The sequence below is a fragment of the Streptomyces sp. NPDC037100 genome (assembly GCF_055606225.1).
Genome location: NZ_JBVJSX010000007.1, coordinates 424,866 through 442,593, shown reverse-complemented (window position 1 = coordinate 442,593; position 17,728 = coordinate 424,866). Strand labels below are relative to the sequence as shown.

Here is a 17,728-nt window from a genome sequence, read left to right as displayed (position 1 = left end):
GGGACTCTGCTCGCTGTACGAACGCCGAAGGGCGGCACCCTCCTGACGGGGTGCCGCCCTTCGGGCGTGGTGTCGTACGGCGACGACTACTTGCGCATGACCTCGGGCTCGTGGCGACGCAGGAAGCGGGCCACGAAGAAGCCGCAGATCACGCCGAGGACGAGGAGGGCGCCCATGTCCATGGCCCAGGCCCCGGCCGTGTGCTCCCACAGCGGGTCGGTGTCGCCGGCCGTCTCCGGCGGGCTGATCTTGTTGAAGTCCAGCGTGGCGCCGGAGGCGGCGACCGCCCAGCGCGACGGCATCAGGAACGAGAACTGGTTGACGCCGATCGAGCCGTGCAGCGCGAACAGGCAGCCGGTGAAGACGACCTGGATGATCGCGAACATCACCAGCAGCGGCATGGTCTTCTCGGCGGTCTTCACCAGCGAGGAGATGATCAGGCCGAACATCATCGACGTGAAGCCCAGAGCCATGATCGGCACGGAGAGCTCCAGCAGCGTGGCGCTGCCGAAGACCAGACCCTCCTCGGGGATCTCCCGGCTGGAGAAGCCGATGACGCCGACCAGCAGGCCCTGGAGCACGGTGATCATGCCGAGCACGAACACCTTGGACATCAGGTACGCCGAGCGCGAGAGGCCGGTCGCGCGCTCCCGCTCGTAGATGACCCGTTCCTTGATCAGCTCTCGGACCGAGTTCGCCGCACCGGCGAAGCAGGCGCCGACCGCGAGGATCAGCAGGACCGTGGTCGCCGTGCCGTTCGGGATGATCCGGCCGGTCTGCGGGTTGGCCGGGTTCGGCAGCAGGCCCCGGTCGGCGTCGATGAGCAGACTGACCGCGCCGAGCACGGCCGGCAGGATCACCATCAGGGCCAGGAAGCCCTTGTCGGAGGCGATCACCGAGACGTAGCGCCGGACAAGCGTCACGAACTGGGACATCCAGCCCTGCGGCTTCGGCGGCTTCATCGCCTGCATCGGCGGAACCTGTACGGACTGCGGCGCAACGGCGTCGATGTCCGCGGCGTACATCTGGTAATGCTGCGAGCCCTTCCAGCGGCCGGCCCAGTCGTAGTCGCGGTAGTTCTCGAAGGCGGAGAAGACATCGGCCCAGGTGTCGTAGCCGAAGAAGTTCAGTGCCTCGTCGGGCGGGCCGAAGTAGGCGACCGAACCGCCCGGCGCCATCACCAGCAGCTTGTCGCAGATCGCCAGCTCGGCCACCGAGTGGGTGACGACCAGGACCGTACGGCCGTCGTCGGCGAGGCCCCGCAGCAGCTGCATGACGTCGCGGTCCATGCCCGGGTCGAGGCCGGAGGTCGGCTCGTCCAGGAAGATCAGCGAGGGCTTGGTGAGCAGCTCCAGGGCGACCGAGACGCGCTTGCGCTGGCCACCGGACAGGGACGTGACCTTCTTGTCCTTGTGGATGTCGAGCTTGAGCTCGCGCAGCACCTCGTCGATGCGGGCCTCGCGCTCGGCGGCCGTGGTGTCGGCCGGGAAGCGCAGCTTGGCCGCGTACTTGAGGGCCTTCTTCACGGTCAGCTCCTTGTGCAGGATGTCGTCCTGCGGGACCAGACCGATGCGCTGGCGCAGCTCGGCGAACTGCTTGTAGAGGTTCCGGTTGTCGTACAGCACCTCGCCCTGGTTGGCGGGGCGGTAGCCGGTGAGCGCCTTGAGCAGGGTCGACTTGCCGGAGCCGGACGGGCCGATGACCGCGATCAGCGACTTCTCCGGGACGCCGAAGGAGACGTCCTTGAGGATCTGCTTGCCGCCGTCGACCGTGACGGTCAGGTGGCGGGCGGAGAAGGACACCTCACCGGTGTCGACGAACTCCTCGAGCCGGTCGCCGACGATGCGGAACGTCGAGTGGCCGACGCCGACGACATCGGCCGGGCCGAGCAGTTGCGAGCCGCCCTTGGCGATCGGCTGGCCGTTGACGTACGTGCCGTTGTGGGAGCCGAGGTCGCGGATCTCCATGCGCCCGTCGGGCGTCGCGTGGAACTCGGCGTGGTGCCGGGAGACCTGCAGGTCGGAGACGACCAGTTCGTTCTCCAGGGCACGGCCGATGCGCATCACGCGGCCGAGGGAGAACTGGTGGAACGTGGTCGGGCTGCGGTCTCCGTGGACCGGCGGCGCCCCCGCGACACCGCCGGAACCCTGCTGCTGCGGAATGTGCGCCGCGGCCTGCTGCGGCTGCTGCCAGCCGGCCTGGGGGGCCTGCTGCTGCGGCGGCTGCTGGGCCGGGGCCTGCTGGGCCCAGCCGGGGTTCGCGCCCTGCGCCGCGTACGGCTGCTGCTGGGGCTGGGCCTGCGGCGTGGCGACGGAGGCCGCGGCGCCGGACAGGTTCAGGCGCGGGCCGTCGGTCGCGTTGCCCAGGTTGACGGCCGAGCCGGCGCCGAGCTCCATCTGATGGATGCGCTGGCCCTGCACGAATGTGCCGTTGGTGCTGCCGTGGTCCTCGATGACCCAACTGCGGCCGTTGAAGCTGACCGTGGCGTGACGCCAGGAGACCCTGGCGTCGTCGAAGACGACGTCCCCCTGCGGATCACGTCCGAGGGTGTATGCCCTGGACGGATCGAGCGTCCAGGTACGTCCGTTTGATTCCAGTACGAGTTCCGGCACTCCATGCCCCACTGAGTTGTCCCCCGAGTTACCCCCGACATGGGGAGTCTAGGGATGTCGAACATCGGGGGGAACTATTTCAGGAGCGGCCGCCTGACCGAAAGTCGGGCCTTGTGAAGACCGCGTTCGGACGCTTCGGCCGATTCCGTTGACGGGGTTGAAACCGGGCCGGAGAGTGGTATTTCGACGCGAGGGGGACATGCGTGGTGTTCCCGCCGCGCAGCGGATCGGGGGGTCTGCCATGAGTGCTGCCGCAGGGGTGGAGACGGCGAAGGGTCGCGCGCGCGTGCCGTGGGGGGACGTGCTGATGTCGGCCGTGGCCGCCGTGAGCTGGGCGTTGATCGGGATGGCGGGGACGGCGGCGCTGGGGCTGCGGCTGCTTCAGGCGGACACGGCGGGGTCGTTGGGACCGATGACCGCGGCGGTGGTGGCCCTCGGGGCGGGTGGTTCGGTCACGCCGTCCGGTGATGTGTCGGTGTTCGGCCTGTCGGGCGCCGAGGCGGACACGGCCATCGAGATCACGCCACTGGGGGTGAGCCTGGTCGGGGCGGTGCTGCTGTCGTGGTTCTTCCTGCGGTCCCTGCGGGGGGCGGGAGTTGTGATCGCACCGTCCGAACTGCTCGCGCGGGCGGGGTCGGTGGTGGTGCTGTTCGTGGCGATGCTGGGCGGGCTGGCGTGGGCTGGGCACGACGTCATCACGATCGACGGGGGGTCGCTGGGGCTGGACGACGTCACCGGCGGCAGCGGGAGCGTGGAGGTCCCGGGGCTCGGGGACATCGGGGGGTTGCTGCCGGACCGGCTCGGCGATCTCGTCGACGCGCAGGCCGCGGTCGGGTTCACGGTCGACACCGCCCCGACGCTGCTCGGCGGGTTGGGCTGGTCGGCCGGGATCCTCCTCGTCGCCCTGCTGGCGTCGCGCCGTACGCCGTTGCCGCGGGGCTGGGAGGCGGTGCACCGGGTCGTGCGGCCGGCCGTGTCCGCGCTGGTGACCGTGTTGCTGGTGGCGGTGGCGGCGGGATGTGCGGCGGCGGCGTACGCGGCGATCGGCGACGACCATCCCCGGCGCATCGCCGGTGCGGCGCTGCTCGGGGCGCCGAACGGGGTGTGGCTGGGTGTGCCGCTCGGCCTGTTCGTGCCGTGGGACGGCCGCGCGACGGGTGAACTGATCCGGTTCCTGCCCGACCCCCTGGACGATGTGCTCGGCGCCGGGTCCGACCGGTCGGTGACGCTGGGCCGGCTGGCCGAGCTGGACGGGCGGGTGTGGCTGCTGGGGGTGGCGGCAGCGCTGGCGATGCTGCTGGCAGGCGTGCTGTCAGGGGTGCGGACACCGGTCGGGGCAGCGGACGGCGCCCTTCGTTTCGCGGGGCGATGCGCGCTGTCAGGGGTGCGGACACCGGTCGAGGCGGCGGACGGCGCCCTTCGTTTCGCGGGGCGTTGCGCGCTGGGGCTGGGTGTCGCGACCGCGCTCGCCCTGCCGCTGCTGGCCTGGCTCACGGACGTCTCCGTGACCGCGTCCCTGTCCGTGCTCGGCTTCGACGCCTTCGGCGCGGGCATCGAACTGCACGGCCACCTCGGCATGGCCCTGCTGCTGGGCGGCGTGTGGGGCGCGGGGGCCGGGGCGTCCGGGGCGTTGCTCGCGTGGGGGTGCGGGGCAGCGGGGCGCAGGGCTACGGCGCCGGCTCGGGGGGACGGGGTGGCCGGAGCCGGCGGGGCGACGGGGTTGCTGGGCGCCGAGCAGGCCGGGCACGGGGCCGCGGCCGGGCAGGCAGGGGCCAGGCAGGCAGGGACCGGGCAGGCAGGGACCGGGCAGGCCGCGGCCGGTCAGGCAGGGACCGGGCGGGCCGCGGCCGGGCAGGCAGAGGCCAGGCAAGCAGGGGCCGGGCAGGCCAGTGGGAGGGCCGGGCCGTACGCACCCGGTACGCCGTACCGGCCGCCCAATCCGGGCACCAACCCCTATCTCCGGGTGCCGGACGAGCTGCGTGAGCCGGAGGACGCACGGCCCTCCGGGGTGGAACGGCCCTCCGGGACGGAGCGGCCCTCCGACGCCGCGCCCGGTCCCGAGTACGACGCAGCCCGGGACGACGGGCCGCCCGCCCCCGGCGACGTCTACAGCGCCCCCACCGTCGTACGGCCGGTCGGGCCGCCCCCGCGTGGCCCGCGGCAGTCGCCCGGGCCGCGGAACGGGAACGGGCCGCCCGCGCGGCCGGACGACGGTCCCCCGCCTCCACCGCCGCCACCGCCACCGCCGCGGAAACCACGGGGCGGGAGGTGACCGGTGAAGAGCCGGACACCGCACCGCTACGCAGGATTCACGTCACCCGCGCGACATCCAGTGTTCGCTGTCCGCCAGACGGACCTCGGGGGCGACAGGTGTCGCACGCCGGATACGGTGGAACCACCATGAGCGCTTCGCAGACCTCGTCTTCCGACGTCCCTGCCGACGTCCCCACCCTCCTTGTGAAGATCTTCGGCAAGGACAGGCCCGGCATCACCGCCGGCCTCTTCGACACCCTCGCCGCCTACTCCGTCGACGTCGTCGACATCGAGCAGGTCGTCACCCGTGGCCGGATGGTGCTCTGCGCGCTCGTGACCGAGCCGCCCCCGGGCATCGAGGGAGATCTGCGGGCGACCGTCCACAGCTGGGCCGAGTCGATGAAGATGCAGGCGGAGATCATCTCCGGCCTCGGTGACAACCGGCCGCGCGGCCTGGGCCGCTCCCTGGTCACCGTGCTCGGGCACCCGCTCACCGCCGAGGCGACGGCCGCGATCGCCGCGCGGATCACGAAGACCGGCGGCAACATCGACCGTATCTTCCGGCTCGCCAAGTACCCCGTGACCGCCGTCGAGTTCGCTGTCTCCGGCGTGGAGACCGAGCCGCTGCGCACCGCCCTGGTGACCGATGCCGCGCGGCTCGGTATCGACGTGGCGGTCGTCGCCGCCGGTCTGTACCGGCGCGCACAGCGACTGGTCGTCATGGACGTCGACTCGACGCTCATCCAGGACGAGGTCATCGAGCTGTTCGCCGCACACGCCGGCTGCGAGGACAAGGTCGCCGAGGTGACGGCGGCCGCGATGCGCGGGGAACTGGACTTCGAGCAGTCCCTGCACGCGCGCGTGGCGCTGCTGGAGGGGCTGGACGCCTCGGCCGTGGACAAGGTGCGCAGCGAGGTGCGGCTGACTCCGGGCGCCCGCACCCTGATCCGTACGCTGAAGCGGCTCGGCTACCAAGTCGGTGTGGTGTCGGGTGGATTCACCCAGGTCACGGACGATCTGAAGGAGCGGCTCGGGCTGGACTTCGCCCACGCCAACACCTTGGAGATCGTCGACGGCAGGCTGACGGGCAAGGTCACCGGCGAGATCGTCGACCGCGCGGGCAAGGCCCGGCTGCTGCGCCGGTTCGCGGCGGAGGCGGGCGTGCCGCTGTCGCAGACGGTGGCGATCGGTGATGGCGCCAACGATCTGGACATGCTGAACGCGGCGGGTCTCGGTGTGGCCTTCAACGCCAAGCCGGTGGTGCGTGAGGCCGCGCACGCCGCGGTGAACTTCCCCTTCCTGGACACGGTCCTGTACCTGCTGGGCATCACGCGTGAGGAGGTCGAGGCGGCGGACACCCTCGACATCGTCTGATCCGCCCGCTCGGCGGCATCGTCGGTCCGACCAGGAGGGGCCCGGCGCCGCACCGGCGCCGGGCCCCTCTGTCACGCGGTCACACGGTCACGCGGAGGTCGTCACTCGGCCGGCGCCCAGTAGTCCCGCAGGGTGGCCACGCCCGGCTCCAGGCTCTTCCACGTGCCGCCGAACGACAGCACGGCGAAGGCGGCGGCCGGGAACCCACGGCGGGTCATGCGCTCCCTGGCGTCGTCCTCGCTCGAGCCCGCCAGGATGTCGGCGAGTCCCTGGATGCCCGGGTTGTGCCCGACCATGAGGACGTTCTGCGCGTCGTCGGGGGTCTCGTTGAGCAGGGCGATCAGCTCGCCGGGCGAGGCATCGTAGATCCGCTCCTCGTAGACGGTTTTCGGCCGCTGCGGGAACTCCTGGACGGCGAGCTTCCATGTCTCCCGGGTCCGGACCGCGGTGGAGCACAGCGCCAGGTCGAAGGCGATACCGGTGTCGGTCAGCCTGCGCCCGGCCTCCGCCGCGTCCATTCGGCCCCGGTCGGCGAGGGGACGCTCGTGATCGGTGACCTGTGGCCAGTCGGCTTTCGCATGGCGGAAGAGGACAATCCTGCGGGATTCTGCGACGCTCATGAGATCCAGCTTCGCATGAAACACGCCACCTGGCGCAGGGAGTTGACCACCGGATTCGACCGTGATCAGCGGGCTGTCAGCTGCTGGATACGCTCGAAGAGGTGGGTGATCACCGGTTCACCGGTGGCCGCGTGCGCCTCGGACGGGTTCAGGATCAGGGCGAGCAGCGCGGAGAAGGCGAGCACGGGCAGGGCGAGAGCCCACCAGGGCAGCCGGCCGGCGGCACCGGCCCGGGTCGCCGGGTGGGGCCGGGTGTGCGTAGGGGCCGACATGGGTGCCTCCGCTCTTCGAGTGGTCGGTGACCGTCTCGCGGTCACACACTCGAAGCTACGGAACCGGCGGCTGCCGACCCATCCGGTGATCCACCCACTTGACCCTGACCCTCACCCCCTAGGGGACAGGGGGGTTACCCCCACCACGGGCCGCGCGAGCGCCCGTCATGGCGAGGCGATGGTCGCGATGACGGCGATGACGATGAAGATCGCGAAGAAGGCGCCGAACACGAGCAGCATCTTCTTCTGACCGTGCTGGGGATTCGGGTCGAGCACTGGCATGGGGAAAGTGTCCCACCCCCCGTGCATGCCGGATGCCCCGGGGTGACTCCGCTGCCACGGGGCGTGGCTCAGCGGGCCGCCTCGTCCTCCACCGTGCGGTCGCGGCCGGCCAGGAAACCGACGGCCATCTGCGGGATCATCAGGGCGCTCATCAGCGCGATCGGCAGGCCCCAGCCGCCGCTGTGCTGGTACAGGACGCCCACCAGGAGCGGTCCGGGGATGGAGATCAGGTAGCCGGTGCTCTGTGCGAACGCCGACAGCTGGACCACGCCCGGGCCGGTCCTGGCCCGCATGCCGACCATGGTCAGGGCGAGCGGGAAGGCGCAGTTGGCGACGCCGAGCAGCAGGGCCCAGGCCCAGGCCCCGGCTGCGGGCGCGAGGTACAGCCCGGCATAGCCGGCGAGGCCGCACAGGCCCAGGGCGAGCACGATCGGGCCCTGGTGGGGCAGCCGGGTGGCCAGGCGGGGTATGACGAAGGCGAGGGGCACGCCCATCACCATGGTGACCGCCAGCAACAGCCCAGCGGTGCCGGCGGGCACACCGGCGTCCCGGAAGATCTGCGCCATCCAGCCCATGGTGATGTAGGCGGCGGTGGCCTGGAGCCCGAAGAAGACGGCCAGGGCCCAGGCGGTCCGGCTCCGTGCCATGCGCAGCCGGGGCGCCTGCACGCGCGCGTGCTCCGTCGAGGCCGGAGCCGGGCCCTGCGTCGGCGTCTCCGCTGCCTTCTCCCCCACCCCGGGCGGCGTGACGTGTCCCCGGGCGAAGAACAGCCACGGCAGGACGGCCGCCACGGCGAGCCCCGCCCACAGGGCCAGGCCCGTCTGCCAGCTACCTCCGAGCGCGTCGGTCACAGGCACCGTGACCGCGGCCGCGAGGGCCGTACCGAGGGCGAGGGCCATCGAGTAGAGGCCGGTCATGGAGCCCACGCGGTCGGGGAACCAGCGCTTGACGATGACCGGCATCAGGACGTTGCTGACGGCGATGCCCATGAGGGCCAAGGCGCTCCCGGCCAGGAAGCCGGGCGTGCCGCCCGCGTACGGGCGTATCAGCAGGCCGGTGGCGATGGCGGCCATGCCGGCGCACACCACCGCGCCGGGGCCGAAGCGGCGGGCGAGCCGGGGGGCCATGACGCCGAAGACGGCGAAACACAGCGGCGGCACCGAGGTGAGCAGCCCGGCCACGCTGCCGCTCATGCCGAGCCCGTCGCGGACCTCCTCGAGGAGGGCGCCGAGGCTGGTGATGGCGGGACGGAGGTTCAGCGCGGACAGCACGATGCCGACGACGAGCAGTCGCATCGTCCACGCGCGCGGGCAGACGCCGCCCGGTGTCCCGGACTCGCGCGCGGCCGCGCTGCCGGTCGGGGGTGTCGTCGTCCGGGTTTCCTCACGAGGCATGAGACCCATCATAGAATCATAGGATGATTGACTGTCCACTCCCCGGCTGCCCCCGGGCGCCGCGGCCGTGCGAAGGTGTGCCATGCCTCTGAGCCATCCCCGTCGCTCGGCCCTGTCCGAGCAGGTCATCGCAGCACTGCGGGCCCAGATCACCTCGGGCGAGTGGCCGGTCGGCTCCCGGATCCCGACCGAGCCGGAACTGGTCGAGCAGCTCGGTGTCGCCCGCAACACGGTCCGTGAGGCCGTCCGCGCCCTGTCGCACAACGGCCTGCTGGACATCCGCCAGGGTTCCGGCACGTACGTCGTGGCGACGAGCGAGCTGGCGGGCGTGATGCAGCGGCGCTTCGCCGAGGCCGACCCCCGGCATATCGCCGAGTTGCGCTCCACGCTGGAGTCGGCCGCCGCCCGGCTGGCCGCCGAGCGGCGTACGGAGAAGGACCTCAAGCAGCTCGACGCACTGCTGCGGCGGCGCGAGGAGGCCTGGGAGTCGGGTGAGAAGGAGGCCTTCGTGACCGCGGACGCGACCTTCCACCTGGCCGTCGTGTCGGCCTCCCACAACGACGTCATGACGGCCATGTACGCGGACCTGGGCGAGGTGCTGCGGGACTGGCTGCGCGAGGACGTCGGCGAGAGGCTGACGCCGGAGACGTACATGGACCACGGGCGGCTGCTGGAGGCCATCCGCGCGGGCGAGGCGGACACGGCCGCCGCGGAGGCCGCCCGCTACCCGTTCCTGTGCCGCCCGGGCGGGCTCGGCTCCCCCGCCGGTGACTGAGGCCGCCGGACAGGTTCAGCTCCCCCGCCGGTGACTGAGGCCGCCGGACAGGTTCAGTCCCCCGCCGACGACTGACGCCACCGGACAGGACAGGTTCAGCTCCCCTCGCCGACGACTGACGCCACCGGGCAGGTACCCCGCCGGACCCTGATGCCGCGCGGCGGATCAGCTCCCCCGCCGGTGACTGACCCACACGTCGCCGACCTCTTTCCAGCACCGTCCCGTCAGCCGCACGGTCTGCGCGGGGCCGGCCTCGATCGGTGAGCTGTCGGTGTCGATGTCCCACCAGCGGGCGCACTCCACGTGCAGGCTCACACGGTCGGTCTCCGGGTAGGGGTTGTGGCAGTACGCGCTCACCTTGGAGCCGGTGACGCGGATGCGGCACGCGGCGCCGAAGGGGTCCGCGGACTCGCGCTCGCCGACGGGCACGCGCGCGTGGGGCACCGCCTCGTACGCCAGGGTCAGCACGAGCGCGACGGCGAGGGACACTGAGGCCGTTCGGCGGGACAAGCGCACAAGGAGACCTCCTCGGCCGTGCTGGGGAGGGGCTCGCGTGGTGAACGCGTACTCAACAGTGCCTGGTCGCGGGCCTCGCCCGCCCGGCCGGCTGAGCCGAACGGGTGACGCCCCGCTCCCCGCGCGCTGCGGGAAACGGGGCGTCGGGACGTGCGGGAGATCAGGCTCCGATGGCGTGCAGACCGCCGTCCACGTGGACGATCTCGCCGGTGGTCTTCGGGAACCAGTCGCTCAGCAGCGCGACGATGCCGCGCCCGGCCGGCTCAGGGTCCTTCAGGTCCCACTCCAGCGGGGAGCGGCTGTCCCACACGGAGGCCAGCTCCTCGAAGCCCGGGATGGACTTGGCGGCCATGGAACCGATCGGGCCCGCCGAGACGAGGTTGCAGCGGATGTTCTGCTTGCCCAGGTCGCGGGCCATGTAGCGGCTGGTGGCCTCCAGGGCCGCCTTGGCCGGGCCCATCCAGTCGTACTGCGGCCAGGCGAACTGCGCGTCGAACGTCAGACCGACGACCGAGCCGCCGTTCTGCATCAGCGGCAGGCAGGCCATGGTGAGCGACTTCAGGGAATAGGCCGAGACGTGCATGGCCGTGGCGACCGACTCGAACGGCGCGTTGAGGAAGTTGCCGCCCAGGGCGTCCTGCGGGGCGAAGCCGATGGAGTGCACGACACCGTCGAGTCCGCCGAGCTCCTCGCCCACGACGTCGGCCAGCCGCCCGAGGTGCTCGTCGTTCGTCACGTCGAGCTCGATGACCTTGGTCGGCTTCGGGAGCTTCTTGGCGATGCGCTCGGTCAGCGTGGGCCGCGGGAACGCGGTGAGGATGACCTCGGCGCCCTGCTCCTGGGCCAGCTTGGCGGCGTGGAAGGCGATGGAGGCCTCCGTCAGCACACCGGTGATCAGGATGCGCTTGCCCTCGAGAATTCCGCTCATGGTGATCAGTGACCCATTCCCAGTCCGCCGTCTACGGGGATGACGGCTCCAGTGATGTACGAGGCGTCGTCCGAGGCGAGGAACCGCACCGTCGCGGCGATCTCCTCCGGCTGCGCGTACCGGCCGAGCGGGACCTGCGACACGATGGCCGAGCGCTGCTCGTCGGTGAGCACCTTGGTCATGTCGGTGTCCACGAAGCCGGGCGCGACGACGTTGAAGGTGAGGTTGCGCGAGCCCAGCTCACGGGCGAGGGAGCGCGCGAAGCCGACCAGGGCGGCCTTGGAGGCGGCGTAGTTCGCCTGGCCGGGACCGCCGTACAGACCCACGACCGACGAGATGAGGACCACGCGGCCCTTCTTGGCGCGCAGCATGCCGCGGTTGGCGCGCTTGACGACGCGGAAGGTGCCGGTGAGGTTGGTGTCGATGACCGAGGTGAAGTCCTCCTCGGACATGCGCATCAGGAGCTGGTCCTTGGTGATGCCGGCATTGGCGATGAGGACCTCGACGGGGCCGTGGGTCTCCTCGATCTCCTTGTAGGCCTGCTCCACCTGCTCGGCGTCGGTGATGTCGCACTTGACGGCCAGGCAGCCCAATTCCGTCAGGGCGGCCGGCGGCTCACCCGAGCGGTATGTGATGGCGACCTTGTCGCCGGCATCGGCGAAAGCGCGGGCGATGGCGAGGCCGATGCCCCGGTTGCCTCCGGTGACGAGAACCGAGCGGCTCAACGGATCACCCTTTCGATAGCGGTCTGAATACCCCGCCCGGGCGCCTGGACGACAGGCGGTGATGACAGGCGGCTTCCTCGAAAACCTATCGGTCCGGGCACGCCCGCGGACAATCGGGCACCGACAGTGGCGTAGGGGACTACCTGTCGGGTCCCTACAGAAACCCGCGAACCCGGCTCGGGAAACTCGTGGCCCGCGCGGGGGATGGGCGACATGATCGGAGCAGTCACGACGAGCACGGCAACCACGGTCACCTCGACAGAAAGAGACGGCGGTGCCTCATACCATCGACGAGGCCTTCACGGCCCTCCCCCTACGCCCCCTCGCCGACGCGGCCCTCGCACGCGCGCGTGCGCTGGGCGCCGAGCACGCGGACTTCCGGTTCGAGCGGGTGCGGGGCGCCTCCTGGCGGTTCCGGGACGCCAAACCCGCCGGGTCGTCGGACACCACCGACCTCGGGTACGCGGTGCGGGTGGTGCACGGCGGCACGTGGGGCTTCGCCTCCGGCGTCGACCTCACCCTGGACGCCGCGGCCAGGGTCGCCGGGCAGGCGGTGGCGATGGCGAAGCTGTCCGCGCAGGTGATCAAGGCGGCGGGGTCGGACGAACGGGTCGAGCTGGCCGCCGAGCCGGTGCACTCCGACAGGACGTGGATCTCGTCGTACGAGGTCGATCCCTTCTCCGTGCCCGACGAGGAGAAGGCCGGGCTGATCGCGGAGTGGAGCGCGCGGCTGCTCGCGGCCGACGGGGTCGACCATGTGGACTCCTCGCTGCTGACGGTCCACGAGAACAAGTTCTACGCCGACACCGCCGGGACCGTGACCACGCAGCAGCGGGTGCGGCTGCACCCGGTGTTCAACGCGGTGTCCGTGGACGAGTCGAGCGGCGAGTTCGACTCCATGCGCACCCTCGCGCCGCCGGTGGGACGCGGCTGGGAGTACCTGACCGGCACCGGCTGGGACTGGGAGGGCGAGCTGGAGCAGATCCCCGAGCTGCTCGCCGAGAAGATGCGCGCGCCGAGCGTGCGCCCCGGCCTGTACGACCTGGTCGTCGACCCGTCCAACCTGTGGCTGACGATCCACGAGTCGATCGGGCACGCCACCGAACTGGACCGGGCGCTCGGCTACGAGGCCGCCTACGCCGGCACCTCCTTCGCCACGTTCGACCAGCTGGGCAAGCTGCGCTACGGCTCCGAGCTGATGAACGTCACCGGCGACCGCACCGCCGAGCACGGCCTGGCCACCATCGGGTACGACGACGAGGGTGTCGAGGGCCAGTCCTGGGACCTGGTGAAGAACGGCACGCTCGTCGGCTACCAGCTGGACCGGCGGATCGCGAAGCTGACCGGCTTCGCGCGGTCCAACGGCTGCGCCTACGCCGACTCCCCCGGGCACGTGCCGGTGCAGCGCATGGCCAACGTGTCGTTGCGGCCGGACCCGGCGGGTATGTCGACCGAGGATCTGATCGGGGGCGTGGAGCGCGGCATCTATGTCGTCGGCGACCGGTCCTGGTCGATCGACATGCAGCGGTACAACTTCCAGTTCACCGGGCAGCGCTTCTACCGCATCGAGAACGGGCGGCTCGCCGGACAGCTGCGCGATGTCGCCTACCAGGCGACGACCACCGACTTCTGGGGGTCGATGTCCGCGGTGGGCGGGCCGCAGACCTATGTGCTCGGCGGTGCCTTCAACTGCGGCAAGGCCCAGCCGGGGCAGGTCGCGGCCGTCTCGCACGGCTGCCCCTCGGCCCTCTTCAAGGGCGTCAACATCCTCAACACGACCCAGGAGGCCGGTCGATGAGCCCTCTCACCAGCAAGCCGCACGAAGTGGTCGAGCGGGCCCTCGAACTGTCCCGGGCGGACGGCTGTGTCGTCATCGCCGACGAGCAGTCCACCGCCAACCTGCGCTGGGCGGGCAACACGCTGACCACGAACGGCGTCACGCGCGGGCGCACGCTCACCGTCGTCGCCACCGTCGACGGCAAGGAGGGCACCGCCTCCGGGGTCGTGTCACGGTCCGCCGTGACCCCCGACGAGCTGGAGCCCCTGGTGCGGGCCGCCGAGGCCGCAGCGCGCGGCGCCGGGCCCGCCGAGGACGCCCAGCCGCTGGTCACGGGCCTGGCGCAGTCGCCGGAGTTCACGGAGGCGCCCGTCGAGACCTCCTCGGCGGTGTTCGCCGACTTCGCTCCGGCGCTCGGCGAGGCCTTCGCCCGCGCGCGGGCGGGCGGCCGCGAACTCTACGGCTTCGCCAACCACGAGCTGGTGTCGTCGTACGTCGGCACGTCCACCGGTCTGCGGCTGCGGCACGACCAGCCCAACGGGACGCTGGAGCTGAACGCCAAGTCGCCGGACCGGACCCGCTCCGCGTGGGCCGGCCGCTCCACGCGGGACTTCAAGGACGTCGACCCGGCGGCCCTGGACGCGGAGCTGGCCGTGCGCCTCGGGTGGGCCGAGCGGCGCGTGGAGCTGCCTGCCGGGCGCTACGAGACGCTGCTGCCGCCGACGGCCGTGGCGGACCTGCTGATCTACCTGATGTGGTCGGCGTCGGGCCGGGACGCTGTCGAGGGTCGCACGGTGTTCTCCAAGCCGGGCGGGGGCACGCGGGTCGGCGAGAGGCTGACCGACCTGCCGCTGACCCTGCGCAGCGACCCGAACGAACCGGGCCTGGAGTCGGCGCCCTTCGTGATCGCCCATTCCTCCGGGGGCGACCAGTCGGTGTTCGACAACGGGCTGCCGCTCGCCCCCACCGAGTGGATGCGCGAGGGTGAGCTGCGGCACCTGACGACCAGCCGGCACAGCGCGGGCCTGACCGGCCTGCCGGTGGCGCCGGGCATCGACAACATCGTCCTGGACGGGGGCGAGGACCGTTCCCTGGAGGAGATGGTCGCGAACACCGGGCGCGGGCTGCTGCTGACCTGCTTGTGGTACATCCGCGAGGTCGACCCGGCGACGCTGCTGCTGACGGGCCTGACTCGGGACGGCGTCTACCTCGTCGAGAACGGCGAGGTGACGGGCGAGGTGAACAACTTCCGGTTCAACGAGTCGCCGGTGGGGGTGCTGGGCCGGGCCACGGAGGCCGGGCGGACCGAGAAGACGCTGCCCAGGGAGTGGAGCGACTGGTTCACCAGGGCGGCCATGCCCGCGCTGCGGGTCCCGGATTTCAATATGAGCTCTGTCAGTCAGGGCGTATAACCTCGTAGTCGGCTGTCACCCGACTGCCCCAAGATCATCGAGGAGACACGAGAACCGTGACGGACATCGTCGACGAGCTGAAGTGGCGCGGGCTGTTCGCCCTGTCCACTGACGAGGACGCTTTGCGCAAGGCGCTCGCGGACGGTCCCGTCACGTTCTATTGCGGCTTCGACCCGACGGCGCCGTCACTGCACGTGGGGCACCTGGTGCAGGTGCTCACCGTGCGCCGGCTCCAGCAGGCCGGTCACCGGCCGCTGGCGCTGGTCGGCGGTGCCACGGGCCTGATCGGTGACCCGCGCCCGACCGCGGAGCGCACGCTGAACGACCCGGAGACGGTCACCGGCTGGGTCGCCAAGCTGCGCGCCCAGATCGAGCCGTTCCTGGACTTCGGGGGCGAGAACGCGGCCGTCATGGTCAACAACCTCGACTGGACGGAGAACCTCTCCGCGATCGAGTTCCTCCGCGACATCGGCAAGCACTTCCGCGTCAACAAGATGCTGACGAAGGACTCCGTGGCCCGGCGTCTGGAGTCCTCCGAGGGCATCAGCTACACGGAGTTCAGCTACCAGCTCCTGCAGGGCATGGACTTCCTGCAGCTGTACAGGCGCTACGGCTGCACGCTCCAGCAGGGCGGCAGCGACCAGTGGGGCAACCTCACGGCGGGCCTGGACCTGATCCACCGGCTGGAGCCGGGTGCCACGGTGCACGCCATGGCGACACCGCTGATGACCAAGGCGGACGGCACCAAGTTCGGCAAGACCGAGGGCGGCGCCGTGTGGCTCGACCCGGAGATGACGACGCCGTACGCGTTCTACCAGTTCTGGCTGAACGTGGACGACCGGGACATCTCGAAGTACATGCGCATCCTGTCCTTCCGCTCCCGCGAGGAGCTGGAGGACCTGGAGCAGCAGACCGCGGAGCGTCCGCAGGCCCGGGCGGCGCAGCGCGCGCTGGCCGAGGAGCTGACCACGCTGGTGCACGGCGCCGATCAGACCGCCGCCGTGATCGCCGCGTCCAGGGCTCTCTTCGGGCAGGGAGAGCTGGCGGCGCTCGACGAGAGGACGCTGGCAGCGGCCCTGTCGGAGGTACCGCACGTCCAGGTGGCCGAGCTCGGCCCGGCCGTGGACCTGTTCGCCGAGGTCGGCCTGGTGGCCAGCAAGTCGGCCGCGCGCCGCACCGTCAAGGAAGGCGGCGCCTACGTGAACAACGTCAAGGTCGCCGGTGAGGACGCGGTCCCCGCGAAGGAGGACCTGCTGCACGGCCGCTGGCTGGTGCTGCGCCGGGGCAAGAAGAACCTGGCCGCGGTCGAGGTCACGGGCGGCTGAGAGCGCGACGGCGAAGGGGGCGGTCTCCGTTTTCGGAGGCCGTCCCCTTCGCCGTGCGCCCCGTCATGCCCTGCTCCCCCGTCATGCCCTGCTCCTGCCTCCTCTGGCCGCCGTCCAGGCCCGGTCGCCCAGACCCACGAGGATGATCGCCATCACCAGCTGGAAGACATGCCGCCACCAGTCGATTCCCGAGGTGGCGTCGACGCCGGCCGCCCGGGCGATGGCGTTGCCGGCGATGCCGCCGATCATGCCCAGGATGACGGTCAGCCACAGCGGAAGGTGCTGCTTGCCCGGAATGATCGCCTTGGCGAGCAGACCGAGTACCAGTCCCACGATGATCGCCCAGACCCAGCCCATCGCTGCCTCCTCGTACGGCTTGACGCGAGCCCTACGGCCAGTGTCGGCCCGGACGCAGTACGCCGCATGCCGACGCGGGCCGTACACGGGACGGCGCAGGCCTGTTCCGCGGGCGGTGCGCCACCCCGTCTCGTAGCCGGCCCGGCCGCGGCGTAACGTGGGAGCTGTCCCGGCCAGGTTCTCCGACCGGCCGAGGCTGCTACGGGGCAGGGAAAGTCCGATACGGGCGGATGGTGGAATGCGATGCGGAAGCAGCATGGCGGCGGCAACGTCCAGGTTTTCCGGATCACCGGCGCCCGGACGGGACTGCAGGAGGACGTACGCGGGCGGCAGCGCCGGTACGTGATCTCGATGACGGTCCGCACGATCTCCGTGATCCTCGCGGCCACCCTGTGGAACGTCGAACGGCACGTCGCCATCGTGGCGTTGGTGCTCGGGCTGGTGCTGCCGTACATCGCGGTGGTGATCGCCAACGCGGGGCGTGAGAACGCGCCGTCTCTGCCGTCGACGTTCGTGGTGTCACAGTCGCGTCCGATGATCGGCCCGTCGGGTCCGGATGACCGGTCGGGGGAATCGGTTGCGGAAGATGCCGTGTCCGGGCCGGGGGCGGGTGCGCGGAGCGAATCGCACGAGCGGTAGGGGCACCCCGGCGGGAGATCGCGGGAGAGCACGGAAGATCGGGAAGGGAAGTCAGCTTCTCGCCAAGCTCAAGAAAAGCTCAGATCAATCATGTTGTTCCAGTGCCGGGGTCGGGGTTACCCGTGACATACTTCGTACGCGCTCCGCATCCCCCGTCGGAGCGACGGACCGACGCCGGGCAGCTCCCCCCGTGGCTGCTCGGCGTCGCCTTTTCTGTGAGACGAAAGCTGTGAGTGACGAGACGCCCATCTGTTCCGCGAAGGGCTGCCGTGTCGACGCCGTGTGGGTGCTGGCGTGGAACAACCCGAAGATCCATACGCCGGAGCGGCGCAAGACGTGGTTGGCCTGTGAGGAGCATCGCGAGCATCTGTCGCAGTTCCTCGGGGTGCGGGGATTCCTGAAAGACGTGGTTCTTCTCAAGGACTGGGAAGCGCAGGACGCGTGACGCTTTCGGGTGCGGGTGCGCT

At 71.1% G+C, this 17,728-nt stretch carries 17 protein-coding genes; 8 read left to right on the top strand and 9 right to left on the bottom strand.

The window, feature by feature from the left end; genetic code table 11:
• Positions 1 to 86: 86 nt before the first annotated feature.
• Positions 87 to 2,612, bottom strand: a complete 2,526-nt coding sequence (locus tag ACZ7EG_RS25065; RefSeq protein WP_471082980.1) for an ABC transporter ATP-binding protein/permease — start codon at positions 2,610 to 2,612, stop codon at positions 87 to 89.
• A gap of 241 nt (positions 2,613 to 2,853) precedes the next feature.
• Here ACZ7EG_RS25065 and ACZ7EG_RS25060 point away from each other — a divergent pair, with 241 nt between their 5' ends.
• Entirely contained in the window at positions 2,854 to 4,884 is a 2,031-nt protein-coding gene (locus ACZ7EG_RS25060; RefSeq protein ID WP_471082977.1) for a streptophobe family protein, read from the top strand.
• Positions 4,885 to 5,012: 128 nt separating this feature from the next.
• Positions 5,013 to 6,239, top strand: a complete 1,227-nt coding sequence (serB, locus tag ACZ7EG_RS25055; protein ID WP_471082974.1) for a phosphoserine phosphatase SerB — start codon at positions 5,013 to 5,015, stop codon at positions 6,237 to 6,239.
• A gap of 101 nt (positions 6,240 to 6,340) precedes the next feature.
• On the opposite strand, the gene ACZ7EG_RS25050 is transcribed toward serB, so the two are convergent.
• The 4 genes from ACZ7EG_RS25050 to ACZ7EG_RS25035 form a co-directional block, all read right to left on the bottom strand.
• Positions 6,341 to 6,859 carry a SixA phosphatase family protein gene (locus ACZ7EG_RS25050; RefSeq protein ID WP_471082971.1) on the bottom strand — a complete coding sequence of 173 codons (519 nt, stop codon included), beginning with the start codon at positions 6,857 to 6,859 and terminating at the stop codon, positions 6,341 to 6,343.
• A gap of 65 nt (positions 6,860 to 6,924) precedes the next feature.
• Positions 6,925 to 7,131: a hypothetical protein gene (locus tag ACZ7EG_RS25045; RefSeq protein ID WP_471082968.1), complete on the bottom strand. Its 207-nt coding sequence runs from the start codon at positions 7,129 to 7,131 to the stop codon at positions 6,925 to 6,927.
• Positions 7,132 to 7,296: 165 nt separating this feature from the next.
• Positions 7,297 to 7,413, bottom strand: coding sequence for an SGM_5486 family transporter-associated protein (locus tag ACZ7EG_RS25040; RefSeq protein WP_097215821.1), 117 nt, complete (start codon positions 7,411 to 7,413; stop codon positions 7,297 to 7,299).
• Between the two features lie 68 nt (positions 7,414 to 7,481).
• Entirely contained in the window at positions 7,482 to 8,819 is a 1,338-nt protein-coding gene (locus ACZ7EG_RS25035) for a CynX/NimT family MFS transporter (protein ID WP_471082965.1), read from the bottom strand.
• A gap of 70 nt (positions 8,820 to 8,889) precedes the next feature.
• Here ACZ7EG_RS25035 and ACZ7EG_RS25030 point away from each other — a divergent pair, with 70 nt between their 5' ends.
• The gene (locus ACZ7EG_RS25030; RefSeq protein WP_471082962.1) at positions 8,890 to 9,582 is read left to right on the top strand and encodes a FadR/GntR family transcriptional regulator; all 693 of its coding nucleotides are present in this window, start codon (positions 8,890 to 8,892) and stop codon (positions 9,580 to 9,582) included.
• Positions 9,583 to 9,747: 165 nt separating this feature from the next.
• Here the strand turns inward: ACZ7EG_RS25030 and ACZ7EG_RS25025 are convergent, their stop codons facing one another.
• The 3 genes from ACZ7EG_RS25025 to fabG all read right to left on the bottom strand — a co-directional run bounded on the left by ACZ7EG_RS25025 (position 9,748) and on the right by fabG (position 11,751).
• The gene (locus ACZ7EG_RS25025) at positions 9,748 to 10,098 is read right to left on the bottom strand and encodes a hypothetical protein (RefSeq protein ID WP_471082959.1); all 351 of its coding nucleotides are present in this window, start codon (positions 10,096 to 10,098) and stop codon (positions 9,748 to 9,750) included.
• Between the two features lie 160 nt (positions 10,099 to 10,258).
• Entirely contained in the window at positions 10,259 to 11,026 is a 768-nt protein-coding gene (fabI, locus tag ACZ7EG_RS25020; RefSeq protein ID WP_471082956.1) for an enoyl-ACP reductase FabI, read from the bottom strand.
• Between the two features lie 5 nt (positions 11,027 to 11,031).
• Positions 11,032 to 11,751, bottom strand: a complete 720-nt coding sequence (fabG, locus tag ACZ7EG_RS25015) for a 3-oxoacyl-[acyl-carrier-protein] reductase (RefSeq protein WP_471082953.1) — start codon at positions 11,749 to 11,751, stop codon at positions 11,032 to 11,034.
• Between the two features lie 274 nt (positions 11,752 to 12,025).
• On the opposite strand from fabG, the gene ACZ7EG_RS25010 reads away from it, so the two are divergent.
• The 3 genes from ACZ7EG_RS25010 to tyrS are packed head-to-tail and all read left to right on the top strand — an operon-like array spanning position 12,026 to position 16,265.
• Positions 12,026 to 13,549 (top strand): TldD/PmbA family protein, encoded by a 1,524-nt coding sequence (locus ACZ7EG_RS25010; protein ID WP_471082950.1) that lies wholly within the window; start codon positions 12,026 to 12,028, stop codon positions 13,547 to 13,549.
• Positions 13,546 to 14,940 carry a metallopeptidase TldD-related protein gene (locus ACZ7EG_RS25005; RefSeq protein ID WP_471082947.1) on the top strand — a complete coding sequence of 465 codons (1,395 nt, stop codon included), beginning with the start codon at positions 13,546 to 13,548 and terminating at the stop codon, positions 14,938 to 14,940. Before ACZ7EG_RS25010 ends, ACZ7EG_RS25005 begins: the two co-directional genes overlap by 4 nt.
• Positions 14,941 to 14,996: 56 nt before the next feature.
• The gene (gene tyrS, locus ACZ7EG_RS25000) at positions 14,997 to 16,265 is read left to right on the top strand and encodes a tyrosine--tRNA ligase (protein WP_471082944.1); all 1,269 of its coding nucleotides are present in this window, start codon (positions 14,997 to 14,999) and stop codon (positions 16,263 to 16,265) included.
• A gap of 81 nt (positions 16,266 to 16,346) precedes the next feature.
• Here tyrS and ACZ7EG_RS24995 read toward each other — a convergent pair whose 3' ends face one another.
• The gene (locus ACZ7EG_RS24995; protein WP_471082941.1) at positions 16,347 to 16,622 is read right to left on the bottom strand and encodes a GlsB/YeaQ/YmgE family stress response membrane protein; all 276 of its coding nucleotides are present in this window, start codon (positions 16,620 to 16,622) and stop codon (positions 16,347 to 16,349) included.
• A gap of 243 nt (positions 16,623 to 16,865) precedes the next feature.
• Here ACZ7EG_RS24995 and ACZ7EG_RS24990 point away from each other — a divergent pair, with 243 nt between their 5' ends.
• On the top strand, positions 16,866 to 17,261 hold the full coding sequence (locus ACZ7EG_RS24990; RefSeq protein WP_471082938.1) for a DUF3099 domain-containing protein: 396 nt from the start codon (positions 16,866 to 16,868) through the stop codon (positions 17,259 to 17,261).
• Between the two features lie 229 nt (positions 17,262 to 17,490).
• Positions 17,491 to 17,706 (top strand): hypothetical protein, encoded by a 216-nt coding sequence (locus tag ACZ7EG_RS24985; protein WP_344459394.1) that lies wholly within the window; start codon positions 17,491 to 17,493, stop codon positions 17,704 to 17,706.
• Positions 17,707 to 17,728 lie beyond the last annotated feature (22 nt).